The following is a 19,031-nucleotide window of genomic DNA, read 5'->3' as shown; positions in this document are numbered from 1 at the left end:
TTATAAAAGAGGCGATAAACATGTCTGAAGAAATTTTATATGATGTGATCATAGCTGGAGCAGGTCCTGCTGGTATGACTGCAGCTGTCTACGCATCACGAGCAAATTTAAAAACATTGATGATCGAGCGCGGCATTCCAGGAGGTCAAGTAGCGAACACGGAAGATGTGGAGAACTATCCTGGATATGACCATATCCTTGGTCCAGACTTATCAAATAAAATGTTTGAACATGCGAAGAAATTCGGAGCCGAATATGCATACGGTGATATTAAAGACGTTGTTGACCACGGAGACTATAAAACCGTTATTGCAGGCAATAAAGAATATAATACCAAATCATTAATCATTACAACAGGTGCAGAGCATAAGAAGTTAGGTATTCCTGGCGAAGAGGAATTAGCCGGACGCGGAGTTTCCTACTGTGCGGTATGTGACGGGGCATTCTTTAAGGAAAGGCATCTCGTCGTTGTCGGTGGGGGCGACTCGGCAGTTGAGGAGGGAATGTACCTCACTCGATTTGCGAGTAAAGTGACAATTATTCACCGTCGTGATGAATTACGAGCTCAAAAGATTCTCCAAGAACGAGCATTCAATAATGAAAAAATTGAATTCATCTGGGATACTGGCGTTACTGAAATAAATGGAGAAAATGGTAAAGTAGTGAGTGTTACGTTAGAAAATAGGAATACAGGTGAGAAATCTAACTTCCAAACAGATGGTGTATTTATCTACATTGGAACAGAACCTTTAAGTGAGCCATTCCAGTCCCTCGGAATTACAGATGAAGAAGGCTACATTCCAACAGACGAAAATATGGCAACGAAAATACCAGGCGTATTTGCAGCTGGGGATATTCGCGACAAAAAATTACGACAAATTGTGACAGCAACTGGAGATGGCAGTATCGCTGCTGAAGAGGCAATCAGCTATGTGGAAAATTTACCTGAAGTAATTGATACGACCCAATCGTAAAGAAAGTTAATGAAAAGTCATTACTTCTTAACGCTCCTGTAACCCGTATGCAACAATAATTGGGTACACTATTTATAACTAATTGACCCCCTTTTAATAGATAAATTAGTTTTTGTGCACAGGTTGCTACACCTGTGCATTTTTTTACTTTACGAAAAAAATGAATCCCCATCAAAATTTGTTGCAACCTGTCGAATCTTAAATGGACCACCATCCCTTTCATTCAGCGTAAGTGATTAGACGTTCTATTGGCTAGACCTCTAACCGCCGTTCAGTTGCCCGGTGGACGGATGCTTTCCACGGCCACAGCCTCGACGCACAGGACGTGCTAATGCAGACGTTGCCACAGGACGTGGCGGTCTTAGTCTGCCTCGGGCTATCGCCCTGCGGGGTCTCCGGACCCGTGCTATTCCCGCAGGAGTCACCGTCCACCGGGCAACTGAACTGGTAGAGAGGGTTATTGTTAACGGAAACTATCCACTATGATGATAGTTCTAATTCCTTAACTGAAAAATAGTGTTCCAAATAGGGCCCTTCCTCGGAGCAGTCCAGACACCTCGAGACTCCTGCAGGAGGAAAGGCATAGGTGAGACCCCGCAGTACGCAAAGCGTACGAGGAGGCTTACCAGCCGCCTGCGGAAAGCGAGAGGTGTCTGGACTGCGGACCTCCAGAAGGCAGTTGTATTTACGCTGAACGAAAGAAGTAATGAAAAGTGTACCTAGCTGTTTGAATAAAAATAAATTAATATAGTTTAAATTCGTTCGTGAATAGCATATGATAGATATAAGAAACAAGAAGCGAAGAAAAGTTCCTCTAAAGGAGTGCGATTAGAAATGGCAGAGACGGAAATGGGCTTAGACACAGGAACGCGATTAGTAATTATTACCGGAATGTCAGGAGCAGGAAAGACAGTAGCAGTACAGAGCTTTGAAGACTTGGGATTTTATTGTGTAGATAACTTACCACCAACATTACTACCTAAATTTCTGGAGTTGATGAAGGATTCTACCAATAACATTACAAAAGTTGCCCTCGTAATGGACTTGCGGGGCAGGGAATTTTTCGATTCCTTATTCGAAGCACTGGATTCACTAAGTGAAGAAAATTGGGTTAAGGAACACATCCTCTTCTTAGATGCAAAAGATACAGCACTAGTGAGCCGTTATAAAGAAACAAGGCGCTCCCATCCATTAGCTGTTGGCGGTTTGCCGCTTACAGGGATTAAGCAGGAAAGAGAAATATTAGATGAATTAAGAGGACGTGCACAACGAATTATCGATACGACTGATTTGAAACCGCGAGAGCTTCGCGATAAAATTTTGAAAATATATTCTGAAGAACATCAGGAAATCTTCTCCATCAATATGGTTTCTTTCGGTTTTAAATACGGTATTCCGATTGATGCGGATCTGGTTTTTGATGTCCGCTTCTTACCGAACCCTCATTATGTAGGCCATCTTAAGCCACTTACTGGTCTGAATCAAGAAGTATCCTCTTATGTGTTTAAATGGTCGGACACGCAGAAATTCATTGATAAAGTCTTAGATTTATTAGAGTTCATGCTTCCACAGTATAAGAAAGAAGGGAAATCCCAACTTGTCATCGCGATTGGATGTACGGGAGGACAACACCGTTCTGTTGCTCTCGCTGAACACTTCGCTAAGGAATTATCAAGGAATTATATTACCCATATCAGCCATCGCGATATCGATAAGAGAAAGGGAAGTTGAGGCATGAATGAGGATAAACAACCAAGAGTCGTTGTCGTCGGTGGAGGTACAGGAATGCCTGTCCTGCTACGGGGTTTAAAGAATTTACCAATTGATTTGATTGCAATTGTTACGGTAGCAGATGATGGCGGAAGTACCGGGAGATTGCGGGATGAGATGGCCATCCCTGCACCTGGAGATATTCGCAATGTAATTGCTGCACTTTCGGATGCAGAACCGATGCTAGTTGAATTATTTCAACACCGGTTTGAAGTGGGAAACGGTTTGTCCGGTCATTCTCTGGGCAATTTATTGCTTGCGGCGATGACCTCTGTCACGGGCGACTTTTATGATGGAATAAAAGAGATTTCCCGTGTGTTGAACGTAAAAGGCACCATCTACCCAATATCCACAGAAAATCTATCGCTTCATGCTAAAATGAAAGATGGAACAATTGTTTCGGGGGAATCTAATATTCCGTTATCAAATAAAGGGATTGACCATGTTTTTATAAGTCCTGAACCTGTAAAACCATTCAGTCATGCAGTTCAGGCGATTGTTGAGGCTGATCTAGTTGTCATCGGCCCAGGCAGTCTTTATACGAGTATAATGCCCAATCTGATTGTCCCAAGTGTACAAGAAGCATTAGAACAGACAAAAGCTAAAATTGTTTATGTTTGTAATTTGATGACTCAGGCTGGTGAAACGACGGGGTATACGGCATCTGACCATGTGGAGGCGATTAATCGTCATATCGGGAAAGGAATCGTTGATGCGATCGTCGTACACAATGAACCGATTAAAGATACGATCAAGGAAAAATATGCGGAAGAGAATGCCGAACCAGTTATTTATGATACTGATAAATTGCTTGCATTTGGACTTGAAATTATCGAAGGGGATATTGTTAACAAAGATCATCCAGCTCTTCGTCATGATACGGATAAGATTGCAAAGCTGTTATATTCCTTATTATAGAAGAGTAGGTAGGAAAAAGGCGAAAAAGGAATGAGGCAGGCTCAAAACGCGATCGTTATTGCTAGTGCCGACTTCTAGCACGTCTATGTGTCGATATCAAGGCTGCAAGTAGTGCTTAGGGAGCGGAAAAGCTAACTAGCGTGTGTGGTGAGATTTACATTGTAGAATGTGGGTGTTTTAAGCAGAACCTCTTCTTTTGTGAAGTGTCATTTTTACCTGCCTTTTTGAGTAACCAAAAGAGGGAAGGAATCGAAGGTGAAGGAGGAGAACACGATGTCCTTTGCTTCAGAAATTAAGAAAGAATTAACAACAATAGAATCGAATGCAACAGAAAAGAAGGCTGAACTTGCAGCATTGATCCGCATGAATGGAGTTGTTTCCGTATCAAGGCAGCGCTACTCTCTTGATGTGCAGACTGAAAATGCCGCGATTGCCCGTAGAATCTATACATTGATTAAAAGTAATTATGATGTACCGATTGAAGTGCTTGTTCGGAAGAAGATGAAATTGAAGAAAAATAATATTTATATTGTCAGGATGAAAGAAGAAGTACGAAAGGTTTTGCAGGATTTGGAAATTATGCAACCCCCGTATGATATCATCAGGGCGATTTCACCGGAAATATTTAACCATGACGCGAAGAAGCGGGCCTATTTAAGAGGTGCGTTCCTTGCAGGTGGGTCGGTAAACAACCCGGAAACTTCTTCTTATCATTTGGAAATTTACAACTACCACGAAGAGCATAACAATTCCCTAAGCGAATTATTAAATTCATTCGATTTAAAATCCAAGACACTTGAAAGAAGACATGGTTATATCGTCTATATTAAAGAGGCGGAGAAGATTACAGAATTCCTGAGTATTATCGGAGCGCATAATGCACTATTTAAATTTGAAGATGTACGGATTGTGCGTGACATGCGTAATTCCGTCAATCGGCTCGTTAATTGTGAAACAGCTAATTTGAATAAAACAATTGGAGCCGCATTCCGACAAATCGAGAATATTAAGCTAATTGAACAGACGGTCGGTCTAGACCAATTACCAGAGAAACTTCAGGAAATTGCTGTTTTGCGAAGGGAACATGAAGATGTTTCATTGAAAGAACTCGGTGAGTTGGTGGGAAGTGGAAAGATATCCAAGTCAGGTGTGAATCATCGTCTAAAGAAAATAGATGAATTTGCAGAAAAGATCCGGCAAGGTGAAATTTTTGTGAAGAAATAAAAGGATATTCTCTTTCTCCGTATTTCATGTTATAATACTGATAATTAAAAAATTTAGATCGGGAATGTTGCAACATTCCCGATTGGGATATTAAGTGATAAAATGCTACGGAACGATGTAAGCAGAATAATTTTATTGCCTACATAATAAAGATAAATATTGAGTAAAAGCAAAATGGTAGCGTTTTCTAAACTTCAGGGAGGATGAGTTGAGTTGGTAGAGAATTTGGTGAAGGTTGATTTAGATTCAGGTCTGCAGGCCAGACCTGCTGCACTATTTGTGCAAGAAGCGAATCGTTACTCTTCGCATTTATTTTTAGAAAAAGACGGTAAAAAGGTGAATGCAAAAAGTATTATGGGATTAATGAGCTTGGCCATTGCAAATGGTGAGGAAATAAAAATTATCGCCGATGGGCCAGATGAAGAGGTAGCTTTAAACCATTTAATCTCCTTCGTCACAAATAAAGAATAAAAAATACCCTTTCACTTGATTAGTGAAAGGGTATTTTTTAGTACTAATTAATTATCCTCTGGCTTACGCTCTAAGATTTGGTCGATTAAACCGTATTCTACGGAACGTTCTGCATTCATGAAGTTGTCACGCTCTGTGTCGCGCTCAATTACTTCTAGTGGCTGACCGGTTTTCTCAGCTAGGATTTCATTCATCCGTTTCTTAATTTCAATGATTCGTTTTGCATGGATTTCAATATCTGTTGCTTGCCCTTGCGCACCGCCAAGTGGCTGGTGAATCATAATCTCACTGTTTGGAAGGGCGTAGCGTTTGCCTTTTTCACCTGCTGCAAGCAGGAATGCACCCATTGAAGCGGCCATACCGATACAAATAGTTGATACATCTGATTTAATGAAATTCATTGTATCATAGATTGCCATTCCAGCTGTGATGGATCCGCCGGGAGAGTTGATATAAAGAGAGATATCTTTACCAGGATCTTCTGCCTCAAGGAATAGCAGTTGAGCGACAATTGAGTTCGCCACATTATCATCAATACCGCTACCAAGCAGAATGATACGGTCTTTCAATAGTCTTGAATAAATATCATAAGCACGTTCTCCACGGTTCGTTTGTTCAATAACTGTAGGTACTAAATTCATTTACATATCCTCCTTATTCACATTGTCAATCGTTAGTATTTCTTGTGAGCTTTCTTTTTTCATCATATACCATTGGTCAAAAAAGGTCAAACGAAAGACTTCGATTAAATAAAAACAGACTAAATGCTAGCTTACCCGTTTATTTATCTTTATAAACAGTAGTAAAATAAGTATACATGTAAAAAAGCTTGAAAGTCTACTAAAAAAACGTTATAATAATCTTTGTGTTCATAAATAGATGATGCGCCCATAGCTCAGCCGGATAGAGCACTGGTTTCCGGTACCAGGTTTGTCGGGGGTTCGAATCCTCCTGGGCGCGCTAATATCTCAATAAAGACAAGGGCTTGAATTCAATTCATCCCCTTGTCTTTTTTATTTCTTCAAACGCCTTTTCTAACTTATAATAATTTCAACTTATCATGAATTGTTTGAACTGCAGCGTCTACATCGAGGTTATCAATTAGCAGGCGGATATGATGTTCCTTGTAGATCGCCTGGCGTTCATCAAAGAGACTTTTAATCTCTTCCAGACTTTTTCCTTGTAATACGGGCCTCGTTGGAAGCAAAAGACTAATACGCTCTTTCCAATAATCAAATGTCATGTCAAGAAATATGACTATTGCATGCTCGATGCAAGCTTTGCGGATTTCTTCCTGCATGAACGCTCCGCCACCAACAGAAATCACTTTACCTTCTAATTGACAGGCGTCCACGATCATTTCTCTTTCCGTTTTTCTGAATTCCTTTTCTCCGTATACTTTAAAAATATCGACAGCTTCCATGCCGTATTTCGCTTCAATTTCTGCATCTATGTCAAGGAATCCGCATTGTAACTTACGGGCAAGTTCTTTACCGAGTGTTGTTTTCCCAACACCCATGAATCCAATTAAAACAATACTTTTCTTCACGTTCTATTCACCCTTTGTTCTTTCTATTATTATTTATGAATACCTTCCTTTGCTAGTCGGTCTGCTCGTTGATTTTGTTTTTCTGGGATCCATTTAATGAAAAATAACGGGAAATGCTCACTTAACTCTTGAATTCTTTCAAGCAAGGGAAGGAAGTTATTATTTTTTGTATAGTTCTTTTCTACGGTATCAACGACAATCTTGGAATCAGTTCGAAAGGAAAGTATTTCTTTTGGATACTGTACCTTACATAGTTCTAATGCCTTGATTACCGCGTGAAATTCTGCTTCATGATTCGAATATGTACCGATTGGAAAAGAATATTCGACGTCTCTTTTTCCAGCTTTGATGACGATACCGATTCCGCTTTTACCGGGATTACCTTTAGAAGCAGCATCTGTATAGACTTCGATCAATCCTGTTCACGCTCCTCTGTAAAGTAGTATAAACTATTTTTTCTAAACTGTAAAAAATTATTCTCTTGATATTTTAATAAATTTTCTGTATATTAATGAGGAGACTAACCCTATTTTAATGTGAAGGAGGTAGAAAATGGCAGAAGCAATCCTGGAGGTAAAAGAGTTGAGCACCCATTTCTTTACGGATAGCGGAGAAATTCCAGCAGTGGATCAGGTAAGTTTTACCGTACATAAAGGAGAAGTGGTAGGAGTAGTGGGGGAATCAGGCAGCGGGAAAAGTGTTACTTCCTTATCCATTTTACAATTAATACCAAAACCTCCTGGAAAGATTGTAAACGGTTCCATTTTTTATAAGGATGAAAACTTAGCAAAAGCAAGTGAGAAGCGCATGAAAAAGATTCGTGGCAATGAGATCTCGATGATCTTCCAAGAGCCCATGACTTCACTGAATCCCGTATTTACAATCGGTAATCAGATGCGAGAAGCAATCCGTATTCATCAGAAGGTAAGTAAACAGACGGCAACGGAAAAAGCGATTCACATGTTGAAGGTTGTAGGGATACCGCGTGCGGAAGATATTGTAAATGAATACCCCCATCAATTATCGGGTGGAATGCGCCAGCGCGTCATGATAGCGATGGCGATGTCGAGTGAACCGAGCTTACTTATAGCTGACGAGCCGACAACCGCACTGGACGTGACGATTCAAGCGCAGATTCTTGATTTAATGAAAAAAATCAATAAAGAAGAACAGACGAGTATTTTACTTATTACGCATGATTTAGGTGTTGTAGCCGATATTTGCGACCGGGTTGTCGTCATGTATTCCGGACAAGTCGTTGAACAAGGAACGACAAGGGAAATCTTGAAGGATCCGAAACATCCTTATACTCAAGGGTTAATTCGTTCCTTGCCAAAGCTCCATGGGAAGGAGAAGAAGCTTTATTCTATTCCCGGTACGGTAGCTAGGCCGAGGAAAGATCATATTGGCTGCCGTTTTGCTCCCCGTTGTGAATTCGCCTTTGAACGTTGCTTCAAGGAGAACCCGCAAATTTACAACTTAGGCGAAGGCCGTGAAAGTCGTTGCTTCTTACATTCGAAGCAGGAAGGAGAGCGATTAAAGGATGTCACAACCAATACTTGAAGTGAAAGGGTTAAAAAAATATTTCCCGATCCAAGGCGGTGTGTTTGGAAAAACCGTTGGTGAAGTGAAAGCGGTTGATGACGTTTCTTTTCACGTGCGGGAAGGAGAAATCTTAGGAATTGTCGGGGAATCAGGCTGCGGGAAATCAACGACGGGAAAATCGATTCTGCGATTGATCGAACCGACGGAAGGTGAAGTGAAGTTCGAAGGGAAAGATATAACAAAATTTAGTTCAGAGGATATGCGGAAATTAAGAAGGGATATGCAAATTATATTCCAGGACCCATACGCATCCCTAAATCCGCGGCATACCGTGGAGAAAATTGTCGGTGAACCTTTACTCGTTCATGGAATGAAGTCAAAGAGTGAACGAAAGAAACGTGTAAGGCAGCTGTTAGAAATTGTCGGCTTAAGCAGCTATCACGCCTCAAGATACCCACATCAGTTCAGTGGAGGTCAAAGACAGCGGATTGGGATTGCTAGGGCCCTCGCAAATCATCCGAAATTAATTATTTGTGATGAGCCTGTATCTGCTCTTGATGTATCGGTACAATCACAAATATTAAATTTAATGGAAGAACTCCGTGACGAGTTTCAATTAACTTATATTTTTATTGCACATGATTTAAGTGTTGTTAAACATATTAGCGATCGGGTCGGGGTTATGTATTTAGGCCGGATGGTTGAACTAGCTGAGAAGGATGCCCTATACGAGGAACCGAAGCATCCATATACCAAAGCACTATTATCTGCCGTGCCGGAACCAGATCCGGATATTGTGAAAGAGCGAGTTATTCTTGAGGGGGATGTGCCAAGTCCCGCGAATCCACCAACCGGGTGCGCTTTCCATACGAGATGCCCGTTTGCGATGGATATTTGTTCGCAAGTAAGGCCGGAATTCGGTCCGGTCGATGATCAGCATTTTGTTGCCTGTCATTTATATAATGACAAGTAATAAAATATATTTTTAGTAAGAAAAAAGGGGGATAAAGAAATGAAGTTACGCATGACTTTACTTGCTACATTGCTGATTTTTTTATTAGCACTCGTAGCGTGTAGTGGTGATGGTGGTGCCAATACGAGTGACACACCGGATGACGATGCGACAGAGACGGATGCAGGGGAAAATGAGGATACTGAAGCGGAAGAGGCGACTGCAGCCGGAGATCAAGTGTTAGTATTTGCTAGAGGCGGAGATTCTGAGAGTCTAGATCCAGGAAGCACGACGGATGGGGAATCTTCACGAGTTACCCATCAAGTGTTGGAAGGACTATTGACCTTTGAAAAAGATTCCTTTGAATTACTGCCGGGACTTGCCCATGATTGGGAAGTTTCTGATGATGGTCTTTCCTATACGTTCTACTTGGAAGAGGGAGTAACCTTTCATGATGGGACGGACTTTAATGCAGAAGCCGTAAAAACGAATTTTGAAAGATGGGCAGATCCAGACCATGAATATGCATTCTCTGATGACGGTTATGTCTATTCCATGTATGGAACAATGTTTGGCGGGTATAAAGGGGAAGAAGGACATGTCATTGAAGAGATTAATGTCGTAAATGACCATGAAATTGAATTTATCTTAAATCAGCCGCTTGGATTCTTCCTGCAAAATCTTGGGATGAGCTATTTTGCCATAACATCCCCAGCTGCACTGGAAGAGTATGGACCAGAAATTAATGAAAATCCTGTAGGTACAGGCCCGTTTAAATTTGTGAGCTGGACAAAGGATGACTCCATAGTCCTCGAGAAGTTTGAAGACTATCGAGTAGATGGTTTACCGAAACTAGACCGAGTTATTTTTGAAGTGATTCCTGATAATGCTGCTCGGTTAATTGCACTCCGTTCCGGTGAAGTTGATATTATGGATGGACTGAATCCAGATGATGCTGAAGGGGTAGAGGCGGAGGAAGGTTTAGAGCTATTGACAAGATCAGAAAACAACGTTGGCTACCTTGGCTTTAATACACAGAGTGAGCCGCTTGATAACGTGGAAGTACGTCACGCAATCAATTATGCCATTGATAAAGAGGCAATTGCAGATGCTTTGTATGCTGGTTATGCTACAACAGCAAAAAACCCGCTGCCACCGGGATATTTAGGTTATAACGATGATGTCGAGGCTTATGAGTATGACCCGGATAAAGCGATTGAACTACTAGCTGAAGCAGGATTTGAGGATGGGCTTGAAATTGAATTGTGGACAATGCCGGTCGCGCGTCCGTATATGCCTGATCCGGAGACGGTTGCACAAATCGTTCAGAATAACTTAGAAGACGTTGGTGTGACAGCCAATATCGTACGTGAAGAGTGGGCACCGTACTTGGAAAAGACATCCCAAGGCGAGCATCAGTTGTATATGCTTGGCTGGTCAGGAACAAATGGAGACCCGGATTATTTCTTAAGCAGTCTGCTCCATGGCTCTAACATTGGAAGCAGTAACCGTGAATTTTATCAAAATGATGAGGTCGATGAACTGCTGGATGCAGCAAAGCGGGCTATTGACCAGGATGAGCGGGCTGACCTTTACGCACAAGCTCAAGAACTCATATCGGAAGACTCGCCAATGGTTACACTTGTACACTCTACACCAGTAATGGCGACTACAAGTAACGTGCAAAACTATGTCCCGCATCCATCTACAAGTGAATCTCTGGCAGAAGTGGAACTGACCGAGTAATTCACAGGCAAGGGGAAAGTGGTAAAACAGAAGGGATAGTAGACTGGTGCTGCTATCCCTGTCTTTGTTGACGGATCGAAAAGCTTTTACAGAATGAGGGGGAAAACATGGTAACGTATATACTTCGCCGTCTGTTAATGCTCATTCCAGTATTAATTGGGATGACGCTCATAACCTTTTCAATTGTCCATCTTATTCCGGGAAACCCTGCGCAGGTTATCCTGGGTGAAGCGGCAACAGCAGATGCAATTGCTAATTTGGAAAAGACAATGGGATTGAATGAACCTTATTTTGTTCAATATTGGAATTATATTTTAGATATTTTACAAGGTGATTTGGGCACCTCACTCCGTTCCAAGGCGGAAATTTCTAGTGAAATTCTCCCTTACATAGCAGCTACTTTTGAGCTGACACTATTTGCAATGATCTTTGCGATTGTCGTAGGAGTCAATGCTGGAATCATTAGTGCTTGGAAACAGAATTCCTGGTTTGATCTAGCAGCAATGCTCATTGCTTTAATAGGCGTCTCCATGCCGGTGTTCTGGCTCGCATTAATGGAACAATGGATATTTGCTCAAGAGCTCGGCTGGTTACCAGCTTATGGCAGACAAGACAGTAAGGATCCAATTGCTGCAATTACGCATCTCTATGTGCTTGATTCATTGATTCATCTGGACTTTGCCAGGGCGGGAACGATATTGAAGCATTTGATATTACCGAGTATTGCCCTTGGAACAATCCCGATGGCAATCATTGCACGGATGACTAGATCCAGCATGCTAGAAGTCATGAAGTCGGATTACATTCGTACAGTGCGGGCGAAAGGGTCTGGCCAATTTCTTGTTATCTATAAGCATGCGTTAAAAAACGCGATGATACCAGTAATCACTGTAATTGGATTGCAAACGGGTGTGCTATTAGGCGGAGCTATTTTAACGGAAACAATTTTCAGTTGGCCAGGGGTAGGCAGATATGTATATGAAGCGATTAATTACCGGGATTATCCGGTTATCCAGTCAGGAATATTAGTCATCGCTTTCATCTTCGTCATGATTAACTTGGTCGTTGACATTTTATATAAAAAACTTGATCCGCGGATTAAGTATTAGGAGGTGGTGCACATGAAGCTAAGTGAAAAAAATACAGAGCAGCCTGTACCAAATCCTGCAGTAGAGGGTCACTTGATGGACCATGAAGAGATGGAAGTTACTTCGCCATGGAAAGATACATTTCGCGAGCTGCGGAAGAATAGATTGGCGATCATTGGATTTTCCGTCATCATATTCTTTATCTTGATAGCGATATTTGCCCCACTGTTCACATCGTACACGTATCACGAACAAAATCTTGCAAGCCGGCTGCAACCGCCATCTGGGGAATATTGGCTCGGAACAGATCACTTAGGAAGAGATATTTTCACAAGGCTTGTCTACGGGGCAAGAGTATCGTTGATGGTTGGGTTTATTGCTGTTTCAGGTGCATTAGTGTTCGGAACCTTTCTAGGTATTATAGCTGGTTATTTCGGTCGTTGGGTCGATATGATTATTTCCCGTATCTTTGATATTCTACTTGCTTTCCCGAGTATTCTACTAGCAATTGCGATTGTAGCAATTCTAGGACCATCGTTGCAAAATGCATTACTAGCAATTGCGATTATTAATATACCGATATTTGGAAGACTTGTTAGATCACGGGTAATAAGTCTACGGGAAGAGGAGTATATGATGGCGGCGAAAGCTCAGGGAATGAGGCATGGAAGGATTATTTTCCAGCATATTTTGCCGAATAGTGTGGCGCCAATCATTGTCCAATCCACGCTCGGGTTTGGTACGGCAATATTAGAAGCTGCAGCCCTAGGATTCTTAGGGTTAGGGGCACAGCCGCCAACGCCTGAGTGGGGTCAAATGCTTGCGGACTCGAGAGACTTCATCCAACTCGCACCATGGACCGTTATCGTCCCGGGAATCGCTATCGTCCTCGTCGTCCTAGGCTTCAACCTAATCGGCGACGGCCTCCGCGACGCCCTCGACCCGAAAATGAAGAACTAAAAAGCTAATTACCTTCATACGGCGTAAGTGTCTAGCTCGATTATTTAATTTAGCGCTCTATTCGCCGTTCAGTTGCCCGGAGGACGGATGCTTTCCGCGGGCTCCGCGCTGAGCCTCGACGCATAGGACGTGCTAATGCAGACGTTGCCATATACGAGAGCGAACTTAGTCTGCCTCGGAAGAAGTTCGCTTCCTGCTCAGGTCTGGACTCGTGCTTTTCCCGTTGGAGTCACCGTCCGCCGGGCAACTGAACTGGTAGAGGGCGTTATTATTAATGGAAACTAACCCACCACTATGATAAACGATCTAATTACTAAAATGAAAAATAGTGTTCCAAATTAGGCCCTCCCTCGGAGCAGTCCAGACACCTCGAGACTCCTGCAGGAGGATAGGCATAGGTGAGACCCCGCAGGGCGCCAGCCCGAGGAGGCTCACCAGCCGCCTGCGGAAAGCGAGAGGTGTCTGGACTGCGGACCTCCAGGTAAGAGTTGAACTTACGCTGTATGAAAGCAATCAATCTTTGAACAAATTGATTTATCATTATATAGTAGAAACAGGGATATTTTATCACGCATTAACCTAACATTCAGTGGGGCTAAGGAATTCCCCACTGAATGAAGTTTCACTTTATGGGGAAGGAGTTGTCCGTTGTGAAACAGCACTTGGTCCAACAGCAAACAATCCAGCGCAAATTGAACCAGTCACTCATCCAATCCATACAAATGCTTCAGTTCACTTCCATTGAATTGTACGAATACATCAATGAGATAGCAGAGGAAAATCCATTAATCGAAGAAGTCATCTATGATGCAGACGAACGTCAACAGACCTATCAAGCGTCTGATACATACTCCATTGATGCGATGAATTCCAGTGAGAAAACATTATACGATCGGTTGAAAGAGCAATTGCTGACCATAGATATCCCGGAAGAACTTCTTCCGACTGTCGAATTTGGAATTGACTCCTTGAATGAAAATGGATATTTGGAAATATCTCTGGAAGAATGGGCAAGTGCATGTAACACGACATATCCCATTACGGAAAAAGCGCTACATATTATTCAGCAACTTGAGCCCCGTGGCATTGGGGCAAGACATCTTGGAGAATGTATCTATCTGCAACTCCGCGAGATGGATGGCTATCGCCCTTTTATAGAGGATTTACTTCTTCATCATCTTGATTGGATTGCTGATTATGATTGGACTGCTATACAGGAATCATATGGAATCACGCAGGGGGAATTGGAAGATCTAATCAAGCTTATTCAATCCTGTGATCCCAAGCCAGGTAAATTGCTCGATACGACTGATGTGGAATATATAGTCCCGGAAGCGAAAATCTGGAAGGATCAAGATAAGTGGAAAATTACATTTTATCATTGGTCGGCTCCGAAACTAGTAATTGATTCATCATATAATCAATTGGCGGACAAAGAAGCAGAGAAGTTTCTGAAGTCCAAGCGTGACCAATTACGATGGCTGGAAGGAGCACTTAAATATCGAACGGCTACTATTGAACTTGTTATTCGTGAGATTGTAGAGAGGCAAGTCGAATTCTTTGAATTTGGTTTACTTCATTTAAAGTCGATGACATTAAGTGATATTGCGGAGAAACTTGAGTTGCATACATCCACAATCAGCCGGGCGGTTAACAATAAGTATGTCGAGACACCTCATGGGATTTATCCGCTCAAATTCTTTTTCCAATCTGGTGTTTCACAAGACGACGGTAAAAAAACAACAATCGTCCTAAAACACATGATCCACCAATTGATTGAAGAGGAAGACAAGGCTCGACCATTATCCGACGAGAGGATAAGAAGTTGTTTACAGGAGAAATATTCCGTGAACATTGCAAGAAGAACAGTGATGAAGTACAGACAAGAACTAAATATTCCCGCTTCCTATAAACGAAGAAAGGAGTAATTATCTGGTGCATATTATATTTTATACGAAGGAAATCTGTCCATTATGTGACGATGCTGAGGCGTTACTATCCTCTTTTGAAGTCGACTATCCACATACATTAGAAAAACGGGATATTCACTCAAGGGAAGAGTGGCTGGCGGAGTATCAGCTTCAAATTCCGGTAATAGAAATTAATGGTGAACAAATGAATTGTGAAGAAATCAGCTTCAATACAATAGAAGCTTTTCTGAAAAAACATTCGGAGAGAAATTAGGATGAGCTAATTTCTCTCTTTTTAATTCCTTTTAGTTGTAAAAAAATATCTCTATGATATAATCGATATTGTAGAGGGACGTAATTTGACTAGCGTGGACATAAAGTGTCCAGAAGAAGGAGTAGCGATATGAAAGCAATCGTTAATCTGCAGAAACAACTTGTACCAGACCTGCTTCAAGTCTTAGAAGAACGTTACGCAATTCTGCAGAGTGTCAGTCTCTTTCATCCGATCGGAAGACGTGCACTCAGTGAAAACGTAGGATTGACCGAACGTCAGGTTCGTAGTGAGGTTGACTTTCTTCAAGAACAAGGCCTGCTCGAAATTACGAGTAAGGGGATGTATGTTACGAAGGAAGGGAAACGGCTACTGGAAGAACTGACAGATTTTATGGGTGAATTAAAAGGGATTCATGTTTTAAGGGAACGTTTAAAGGAAAAACTATCATTAGACAAGGTAATTATTGTACCAGGGAATAGTGATGGGCAGGAATGGGTAAAACAGGAAATGGGTAAAGCCTGTATCGCCTATTTGAAATCTATTATTACGGCGAATAATACGATTGCTGTTACAGGTGGCAGTACAATTGCAGCGGTTGCCGACGTCATGACACCTCTTAATAAAGAGGAAGATTATCTTTTCGTACCGGCTAGAGGTGCGCTTGGTGAAAAAGTTGAAAACCAGGCGACAAGAATAGCCGAGGAGATGGCAAAGAAGTCCCGCGGTAATTACAGCTTACTTTATGTCCCGGATCCATTAAGTGAAGCAGCATATAAAAGTTTAATGGAAGAGCCGTCTATACAAGCAATCGTGTCCAAGATTAAACAGGCAGACATTGTATTGCATGGTGTTGGGGACGCACTCAAAATGGCGAATCGCCGGAAGACACCACAACACATTCTCGATAAATTAAAAGAGAATGAAGCAATAAGTGAGGCTTTTGGATATTATTTTGACCAAGAGGGTAATACTGTTTACAGGGTTCGCACTGTTGGACTTCATTTACATGACCTAAATGAAATTGGGCATGTAGTGACGATTGCAGGTGGTCAGTCAAAGGCGAAAGCGATCGCGTCCTATTTCGAAGCAGGGAAAAGTGATCTCTTAATCACAGATGAAGCCTGCGCAAGAGAGATTTTAGAAGGCTAAATGCCTTTTAAAAATAAATTTATCAGCAATATATTTTTTATAAATTTAGGGAGGCAATAACATGACAGTAAAAGTTGGTATTAACGGATTTGGAAGAATTGGTCGTATTGCACTACGTCATGCATTAGAACATGGCGAGAACATGGAAGTTGTAGCAGTAAATGACTTGACAGATGCAGATATGCTTGCACATCTTTTGAAATATGACTCTGTACATGGATCTCTAAAAGAAGAAGTGAAGGCGGAAGGTTCAAGCCTCTTCATCGGTACGAAAGAGATTAAAGTATTATCTGAAAGAGATCCAGCAGACCTTCCTTGGGGTGAGCTTGGTGTAGATGTTGTTATTGAATCTACAGGTCGTTTCACTCAACGTGATCAAGCACAGAAACATATCGATGCTGGCGCGAAAAAAGTAATCATCTCTGCACCAGCACAAGATGATGATTTAACAATTGTAATGGGTGTTAATGACGATCAATATGACCCAGCAAACCACCACGTTGTATCAAATGCTTCATGTACAACAAACTGTCTAGCACCATTTGCAAAAGTGTTAAACGATACATTTGGTTTGAAGCGTGGAATGATGACAACAATCCACTCTTACACGAACGACCAGCATACGCTTGACTCACCGCACAAAGACTACCGTCGTGCACGTGCAGCAGCTGCGAATATTATCCCAACAACAACGGGAGCTGCTAAAGCAGTAGGTAAAGTATTACCTGAGCTTAACGGTAAGTTGAACGGTATGGCAGTACGTGTTCCAACTCCAGACGGTTCATTAACAGACTTAGTTGCTGAATTGGAGAAAAATGTAACAGTAGAAGAAGTGAACAATGCGTTCAAAGCAGCTGCGGAAGGTCCAATGAAAGGTGTGCTTCAGTACACTGAGGATCCAATCGTTTCTTCTGACATTGTTGGTAATGCTCACTCTTCTATCGTTGATGGTCTATCCACAATGGTTATGGAAGACAACATGGTAAAAGTTGTTTCTTGGTATGATAACGAATATGCATATGCAGCTCGTTGTATTGACCTTGTAGAACTGCTTAACAGCAAAGGATTATAATTATAAACCGTAATTGTTTTATGTACAAAGGGCGGAGGAGGAAAAGTCATCCTCCTTCGCTTTTTTCATTTTAGATAATCCTATGTACATATTAAATAAAAATCCAATTATTCAACAAAACTCAACGAATCACAAGCGTTTCATTTCCACCTGGTATATAATAATGGATGGAAAGCAAAATATGGAACAATACAATAAAACGTTGCAAAACCATTTGGGAGGTTGATGATTTGAATAAAAAGACGATGAAAGACTTTGATGTAAAAGGGAAGAGGGTATTATGCCGTGTCGACTTGAACGTTCCAATGCAGGACGGGAAGGTAACGGATGATACAAGAATCAAAGCAGTTATCCCAACAATTGAATATTTGACAGAACAAGGTGCCAAAGTAATTTTAGTAAGTCATTTAGGCCGACCAAAAGGGGAAGTAGTAGAAGATTTAAGATTAGACCCTGTTGCTGAACATTTAAGCAACCTGCTGGGTAAAGAAGTATTAAAAGCAGACAAAGTATTTGGAAAAGAAGTAGAAGATGCAGTTTCCCAAATGCCAGAAGGGGGTATTCTTCTGCTTGAGAATGTTCGCTTTGAAGCGGGTGAAGAGAAAAACGATCCAGCATTAGTAGAAGAATTCACTAAGTTCGCGGATATTTTTGTCAATGATGCTTTTGGAACATCTCACCGAGCACATGCTTCAACGGTTGGAGTTGCAGAGAAGTTGCCGGCAGCTGCAGGGTTCTTAATGGAAAAAGAAATTGAAGTACTCGGTAATGCACTGGAAAATCCAAAACGTCCATTCACAGCAATTATTGGTGGAGCGAAAGTTAAAGATAAGATTAATGTAATCGATAATCTACTTGATAAAGTCGACAACCTAATCATCGGTGGTGGACTAGCCTATACATTCATTAAAGCGCAAGGTAATGAAATTGGAAATTCACTTCTTGAAGAAGATAAAATTGATTTGGCCAATGAATTCATGAGAAAAGCGAAAGAGAAGAATGTCAATTTCTTAATGCCTGTTGATGTCGTAGTCGCTAATGACTTCTCTGATACAGCAGATACAAAAATTGTACCTGTAAATGAAATACCGGCAGATTGGGAAGGGCTTGATATTGGTCCAGAAACCCGTGAAATCTACCGTAAAACAATTCAGGAATCTGCATTAATTTTATGGAATGGACCGATGGGTGTATTTGAAATGAATTCTTTTGCGGGCGGTACGAGAGAAGTTGCCGCAGCTCTTGCAGATACAGAAGGATTCTCGATTATCGGTGGTGGAGACTCTGCTGCAGCTGTTGAACAATTTGGCTTCGCTGAGCAGATGGATCATGTGTCAACTGGCGGAGGAGCTTCCTTAGAGTTTATGGAAGGTAAAGTTCTTCCAGGTATCGCAGCTTTAGATGAAAAATAAGTAGGGAGAGTGGAAAC

The 19,031-nt window shown here is 41.6% G+C and carries 18 protein-coding genes and 1 tRNA gene; 16 read left to right on the top strand and 3 right to left on the bottom strand.

The annotated features are described in order from the left end of the window. Positions 1 to 2: 2 nt before the first annotated feature. The 5 genes from trxB (at position 3) to SPD53_RS04915 (ending at position 5,357) form a co-directional block, all read left to right on the top strand. Positions 3 to 974, top strand: coding sequence for a thioredoxin-disulfide reductase (gene trxB / locus SPD53_RS04935; RefSeq protein ID WP_255454353.1), 972 nt, complete (start codon positions 3 to 5; stop codon positions 972 to 974). Between the two features lie 834 nt (positions 975 to 1,808). Continuing rightward, on the top strand, positions 1,809 to 2,705 hold the full coding sequence (gene rapZ, locus SPD53_RS04930; protein ID WP_229782795.1) for an RNase adapter RapZ: 897 nt from the start codon (positions 1,809 to 1,811) through the stop codon (positions 2,703 to 2,705). Positions 2,706 to 2,708: 3 nt separating this feature from the next. Beyond that, entirely contained in the window at positions 2,709 to 3,662 is a 954-nt protein-coding gene (locus tag SPD53_RS04925; RefSeq protein ID WP_336251801.1) for a gluconeogenesis factor YvcK family protein, read from the top strand. Positions 3,663 to 3,935: 273 nt separating this feature from the next. Beyond that, positions 3,936 to 4,886: a DNA-binding protein WhiA gene (whiA, locus tag SPD53_RS04920; RefSeq protein ID WP_336251800.1), complete on the top strand. Its 951-nt coding sequence runs from the start codon at positions 3,936 to 3,938 to the stop codon at positions 4,884 to 4,886. A 213-nt stretch (positions 4,887 to 5,099) separates the two neighbouring features. Beyond that, positions 5,100 to 5,357 (top strand): HPr family phosphocarrier protein, encoded by a 258-nt coding sequence (locus SPD53_RS04915; RefSeq protein WP_156855734.1) that lies wholly within the window; start codon positions 5,100 to 5,102, stop codon positions 5,355 to 5,357. A 47-nt stretch (positions 5,358 to 5,404) separates the two neighbouring features. Here SPD53_RS04915 and clpP read toward each other — a convergent pair whose 3' ends face one another. Next, positions 5,405 to 5,998 (bottom strand): ATP-dependent Clp endopeptidase proteolytic subunit ClpP, encoded by a 594-nt coding sequence (gene clpP / locus SPD53_RS04910; protein ID WP_156855735.1) that lies wholly within the window; start codon positions 5,996 to 5,998, stop codon positions 5,405 to 5,407. Positions 5,999 to 6,241: 243 nt separating this feature from the next. Between clpP and SPD53_RS04905 the strand changes: the two genes are divergently transcribed. Continuing rightward, a tRNA-Arg gene (locus tag SPD53_RS04905) sits at positions 6,242 to 6,317 on the top strand. A gap of 79 nt (positions 6,318 to 6,396) precedes the next feature. On the opposite strand, the gene SPD53_RS04900 is transcribed toward SPD53_RS04905, so the two are convergent. Together SPD53_RS04900 and SPD53_RS04895 are read right to left on the bottom strand one after the other, a co-directional pair. Further along, positions 6,397 to 6,876, bottom strand: a complete 480-nt coding sequence (locus SPD53_RS04900; RefSeq protein WP_156855823.1) for a shikimate kinase — start codon at positions 6,874 to 6,876, stop codon at positions 6,397 to 6,399. A 59-nt stretch (positions 6,877 to 6,935) separates the two neighbouring features. Next, entirely contained in the window at positions 6,936 to 7,322 is a 387-nt protein-coding gene (locus SPD53_RS04895; RefSeq protein WP_336251799.1) for a ribonuclease HI family protein, read from the bottom strand. A 136-nt stretch (positions 7,323 to 7,458) separates the two neighbouring features. On the opposite strand from SPD53_RS04895, the gene SPD53_RS04890 reads away from it, so the two are divergent. The 10 genes from SPD53_RS04890 to SPD53_RS04845 all read left to right on the top strand — a co-directional run bounded on the left by SPD53_RS04890 (position 7,459) and on the right by SPD53_RS04845 (position 19,014). Further along, the gene (locus tag SPD53_RS04890) at positions 7,459 to 8,469 is read left to right on the top strand and encodes an ABC transporter ATP-binding protein (RefSeq protein WP_336251798.1); all 1,011 of its coding nucleotides are present in this window, start codon (positions 7,459 to 7,461) and stop codon (positions 8,467 to 8,469) included. Beyond that, entirely contained in the window at positions 8,450 to 9,424 is a 975-nt protein-coding gene (locus SPD53_RS04885; RefSeq protein ID WP_188858942.1) for an ABC transporter ATP-binding protein, read from the top strand. The genes SPD53_RS04890 and SPD53_RS04885 overlap by 20 nt, the downstream gene beginning before the upstream one ends. A gap of 39 nt (positions 9,425 to 9,463) precedes the next feature. Further along, positions 9,464 to 11,149 carry an ABC transporter substrate-binding protein gene (locus SPD53_RS04880; RefSeq protein ID WP_188858943.1) on the top strand — a complete coding sequence of 562 codons (1,686 nt, stop codon included), beginning with the start codon at positions 9,464 to 9,466 and terminating at the stop codon, positions 11,147 to 11,149. A 107-nt stretch (positions 11,150 to 11,256) separates the two neighbouring features. Continuing rightward, entirely contained in the window at positions 11,257 to 12,258 is a 1,002-nt protein-coding gene (locus tag SPD53_RS04875) for an ABC transporter permease (protein ID WP_336251797.1), read from the top strand. A gap of 75 nt (positions 12,259 to 12,333) precedes the next feature. Continuing rightward, entirely contained in the window at positions 12,334 to 13,197 is an 864-nt protein-coding gene (gene nikC / locus SPD53_RS04870) for a nickel transporter permease (RefSeq protein WP_336251876.1), read from the top strand. A gap of 650 nt (positions 13,198 to 13,847) precedes the next feature. Beyond that, positions 13,848 to 15,125, top strand: a complete 1,278-nt coding sequence (rpoN, locus tag SPD53_RS04865; protein WP_336251796.1) for an RNA polymerase factor sigma-54 — start codon at positions 13,848 to 13,850, stop codon at positions 15,123 to 15,125. 7 nt (positions 15,126 to 15,132) lie between these two features. Next, the gene (locus tag SPD53_RS04860) at positions 15,133 to 15,381 is read left to right on the top strand and encodes a glutaredoxin family protein (protein ID WP_232334348.1); all 249 of its coding nucleotides are present in this window, start codon (positions 15,133 to 15,135) and stop codon (positions 15,379 to 15,381) included. Positions 15,382 to 15,510: 129 nt separating this feature from the next. Next, a complete protein-coding gene (locus SPD53_RS04855) occupies positions 15,511 to 16,530 on the top strand; it encodes a sugar-binding transcriptional regulator (protein WP_336251795.1) in 1,020 nt (339 codons plus the stop codon). A gap of 61 nt (positions 16,531 to 16,591) precedes the next feature. Next, positions 16,592 to 17,602: a type I glyceraldehyde-3-phosphate dehydrogenase gene (gap, locus tag SPD53_RS04850; RefSeq protein ID WP_336251794.1), complete on the top strand. Its 1,011-nt coding sequence runs from the start codon at positions 16,592 to 16,594 to the stop codon at positions 17,600 to 17,602. Positions 17,603 to 17,832: 230 nt separating this feature from the next. Further along, complete coding sequence (locus tag SPD53_RS04845; RefSeq protein ID WP_336251793.1) at positions 17,833 to 19,014, top strand: phosphoglycerate kinase; 1,182 nt, start codon at positions 17,833 to 17,835, stop codon at positions 19,012 to 19,014. Positions 19,015 to 19,031: the final 17 nt, after the last annotated feature.

Source organism: Oceanobacillus sp. MO10714A (genome assembly GCF_037072045.1).
Classification (GTDB): Bacteria; Bacillota; Bacilli; order Bacillales; family Amphibacillaceae; genus Oceanobacillus; species Oceanobacillus indicireducens.
This window is presented reverse-complemented; position numbering and strand designations above follow the sequence as displayed.

What these genes read in the sequence shown, in the direction of transcription:
- rapZ (WP_229782795.1), top strand. Translation starts at nt 1,809, where the DNA reads ATGGCAGAGACGGAAATGGGCTTAGACACAGGAACGCGATTAGTAATT.
- SPD53_RS04925 (WP_336251801.1), top strand. Translation starts at nt 2,709, where the DNA reads ATGAATGAGGATAAACAACCAAGAGTCGTTGTCGTCGGTGGAGGTACA.
- whiA (WP_336251800.1), top strand. Translation starts at nt 3,936, where the DNA reads ATGTCCTTTGCTTCAGAAATTAAGAAAGAATTAACAACAATAGAATCG.
- clpP (WP_156855735.1), bottom strand. Translation starts at nt 5,998, where the DNA reads ATGAATTTAGTACCTACAGTTATTGAACAAACGAACCGTGGAGAACGT.
- SPD53_RS04900 (WP_156855823.1), bottom strand. Translation starts at nt 6,876, where the DNA reads ATGGGTGTTGGGAAAACAACACTCGGTAAAGAACTTGCCCGTAAGTTA.
- SPD53_RS04890 (WP_336251798.1), top strand. Translation starts at nt 7,459, where the DNA reads ATGGCAGAAGCAATCCTGGAGGTAAAAGAGTTGAGCACCCATTTCTTT.
- SPD53_RS04885 (WP_188858942.1), top strand. Translation starts at nt 8,450, where the DNA reads ATGTCACAACCAATACTTGAAGTGAAAGGGTTAAAAAAATATTTCCCG.
- SPD53_RS04880 (WP_188858943.1), top strand. Translation starts at nt 9,464, where the DNA reads ATGAAGTTACGCATGACTTTACTTGCTACATTGCTGATTTTTTTATTA.
- SPD53_RS04875 (WP_336251797.1), top strand. Translation starts at nt 11,257, where the DNA reads ATGGTAACGTATATACTTCGCCGTCTGTTAATGCTCATTCCAGTATTA.
- nikC (WP_336251876.1), top strand. Translation starts at nt 12,334, where the DNA reads ATGGACCATGAAGAGATGGAAGTTACTTCGCCATGGAAAGATACATTT.
- SPD53_RS04855 (WP_336251795.1), top strand. Translation starts at nt 15,511, where the DNA reads ATGAAAGCAATCGTTAATCTGCAGAAACAACTTGTACCAGACCTGCTT.
- gap (WP_336251794.1), top strand. Translation starts at nt 16,592, where the DNA reads ATGACAGTAAAAGTTGGTATTAACGGATTTGGAAGAATTGGTCGTATT.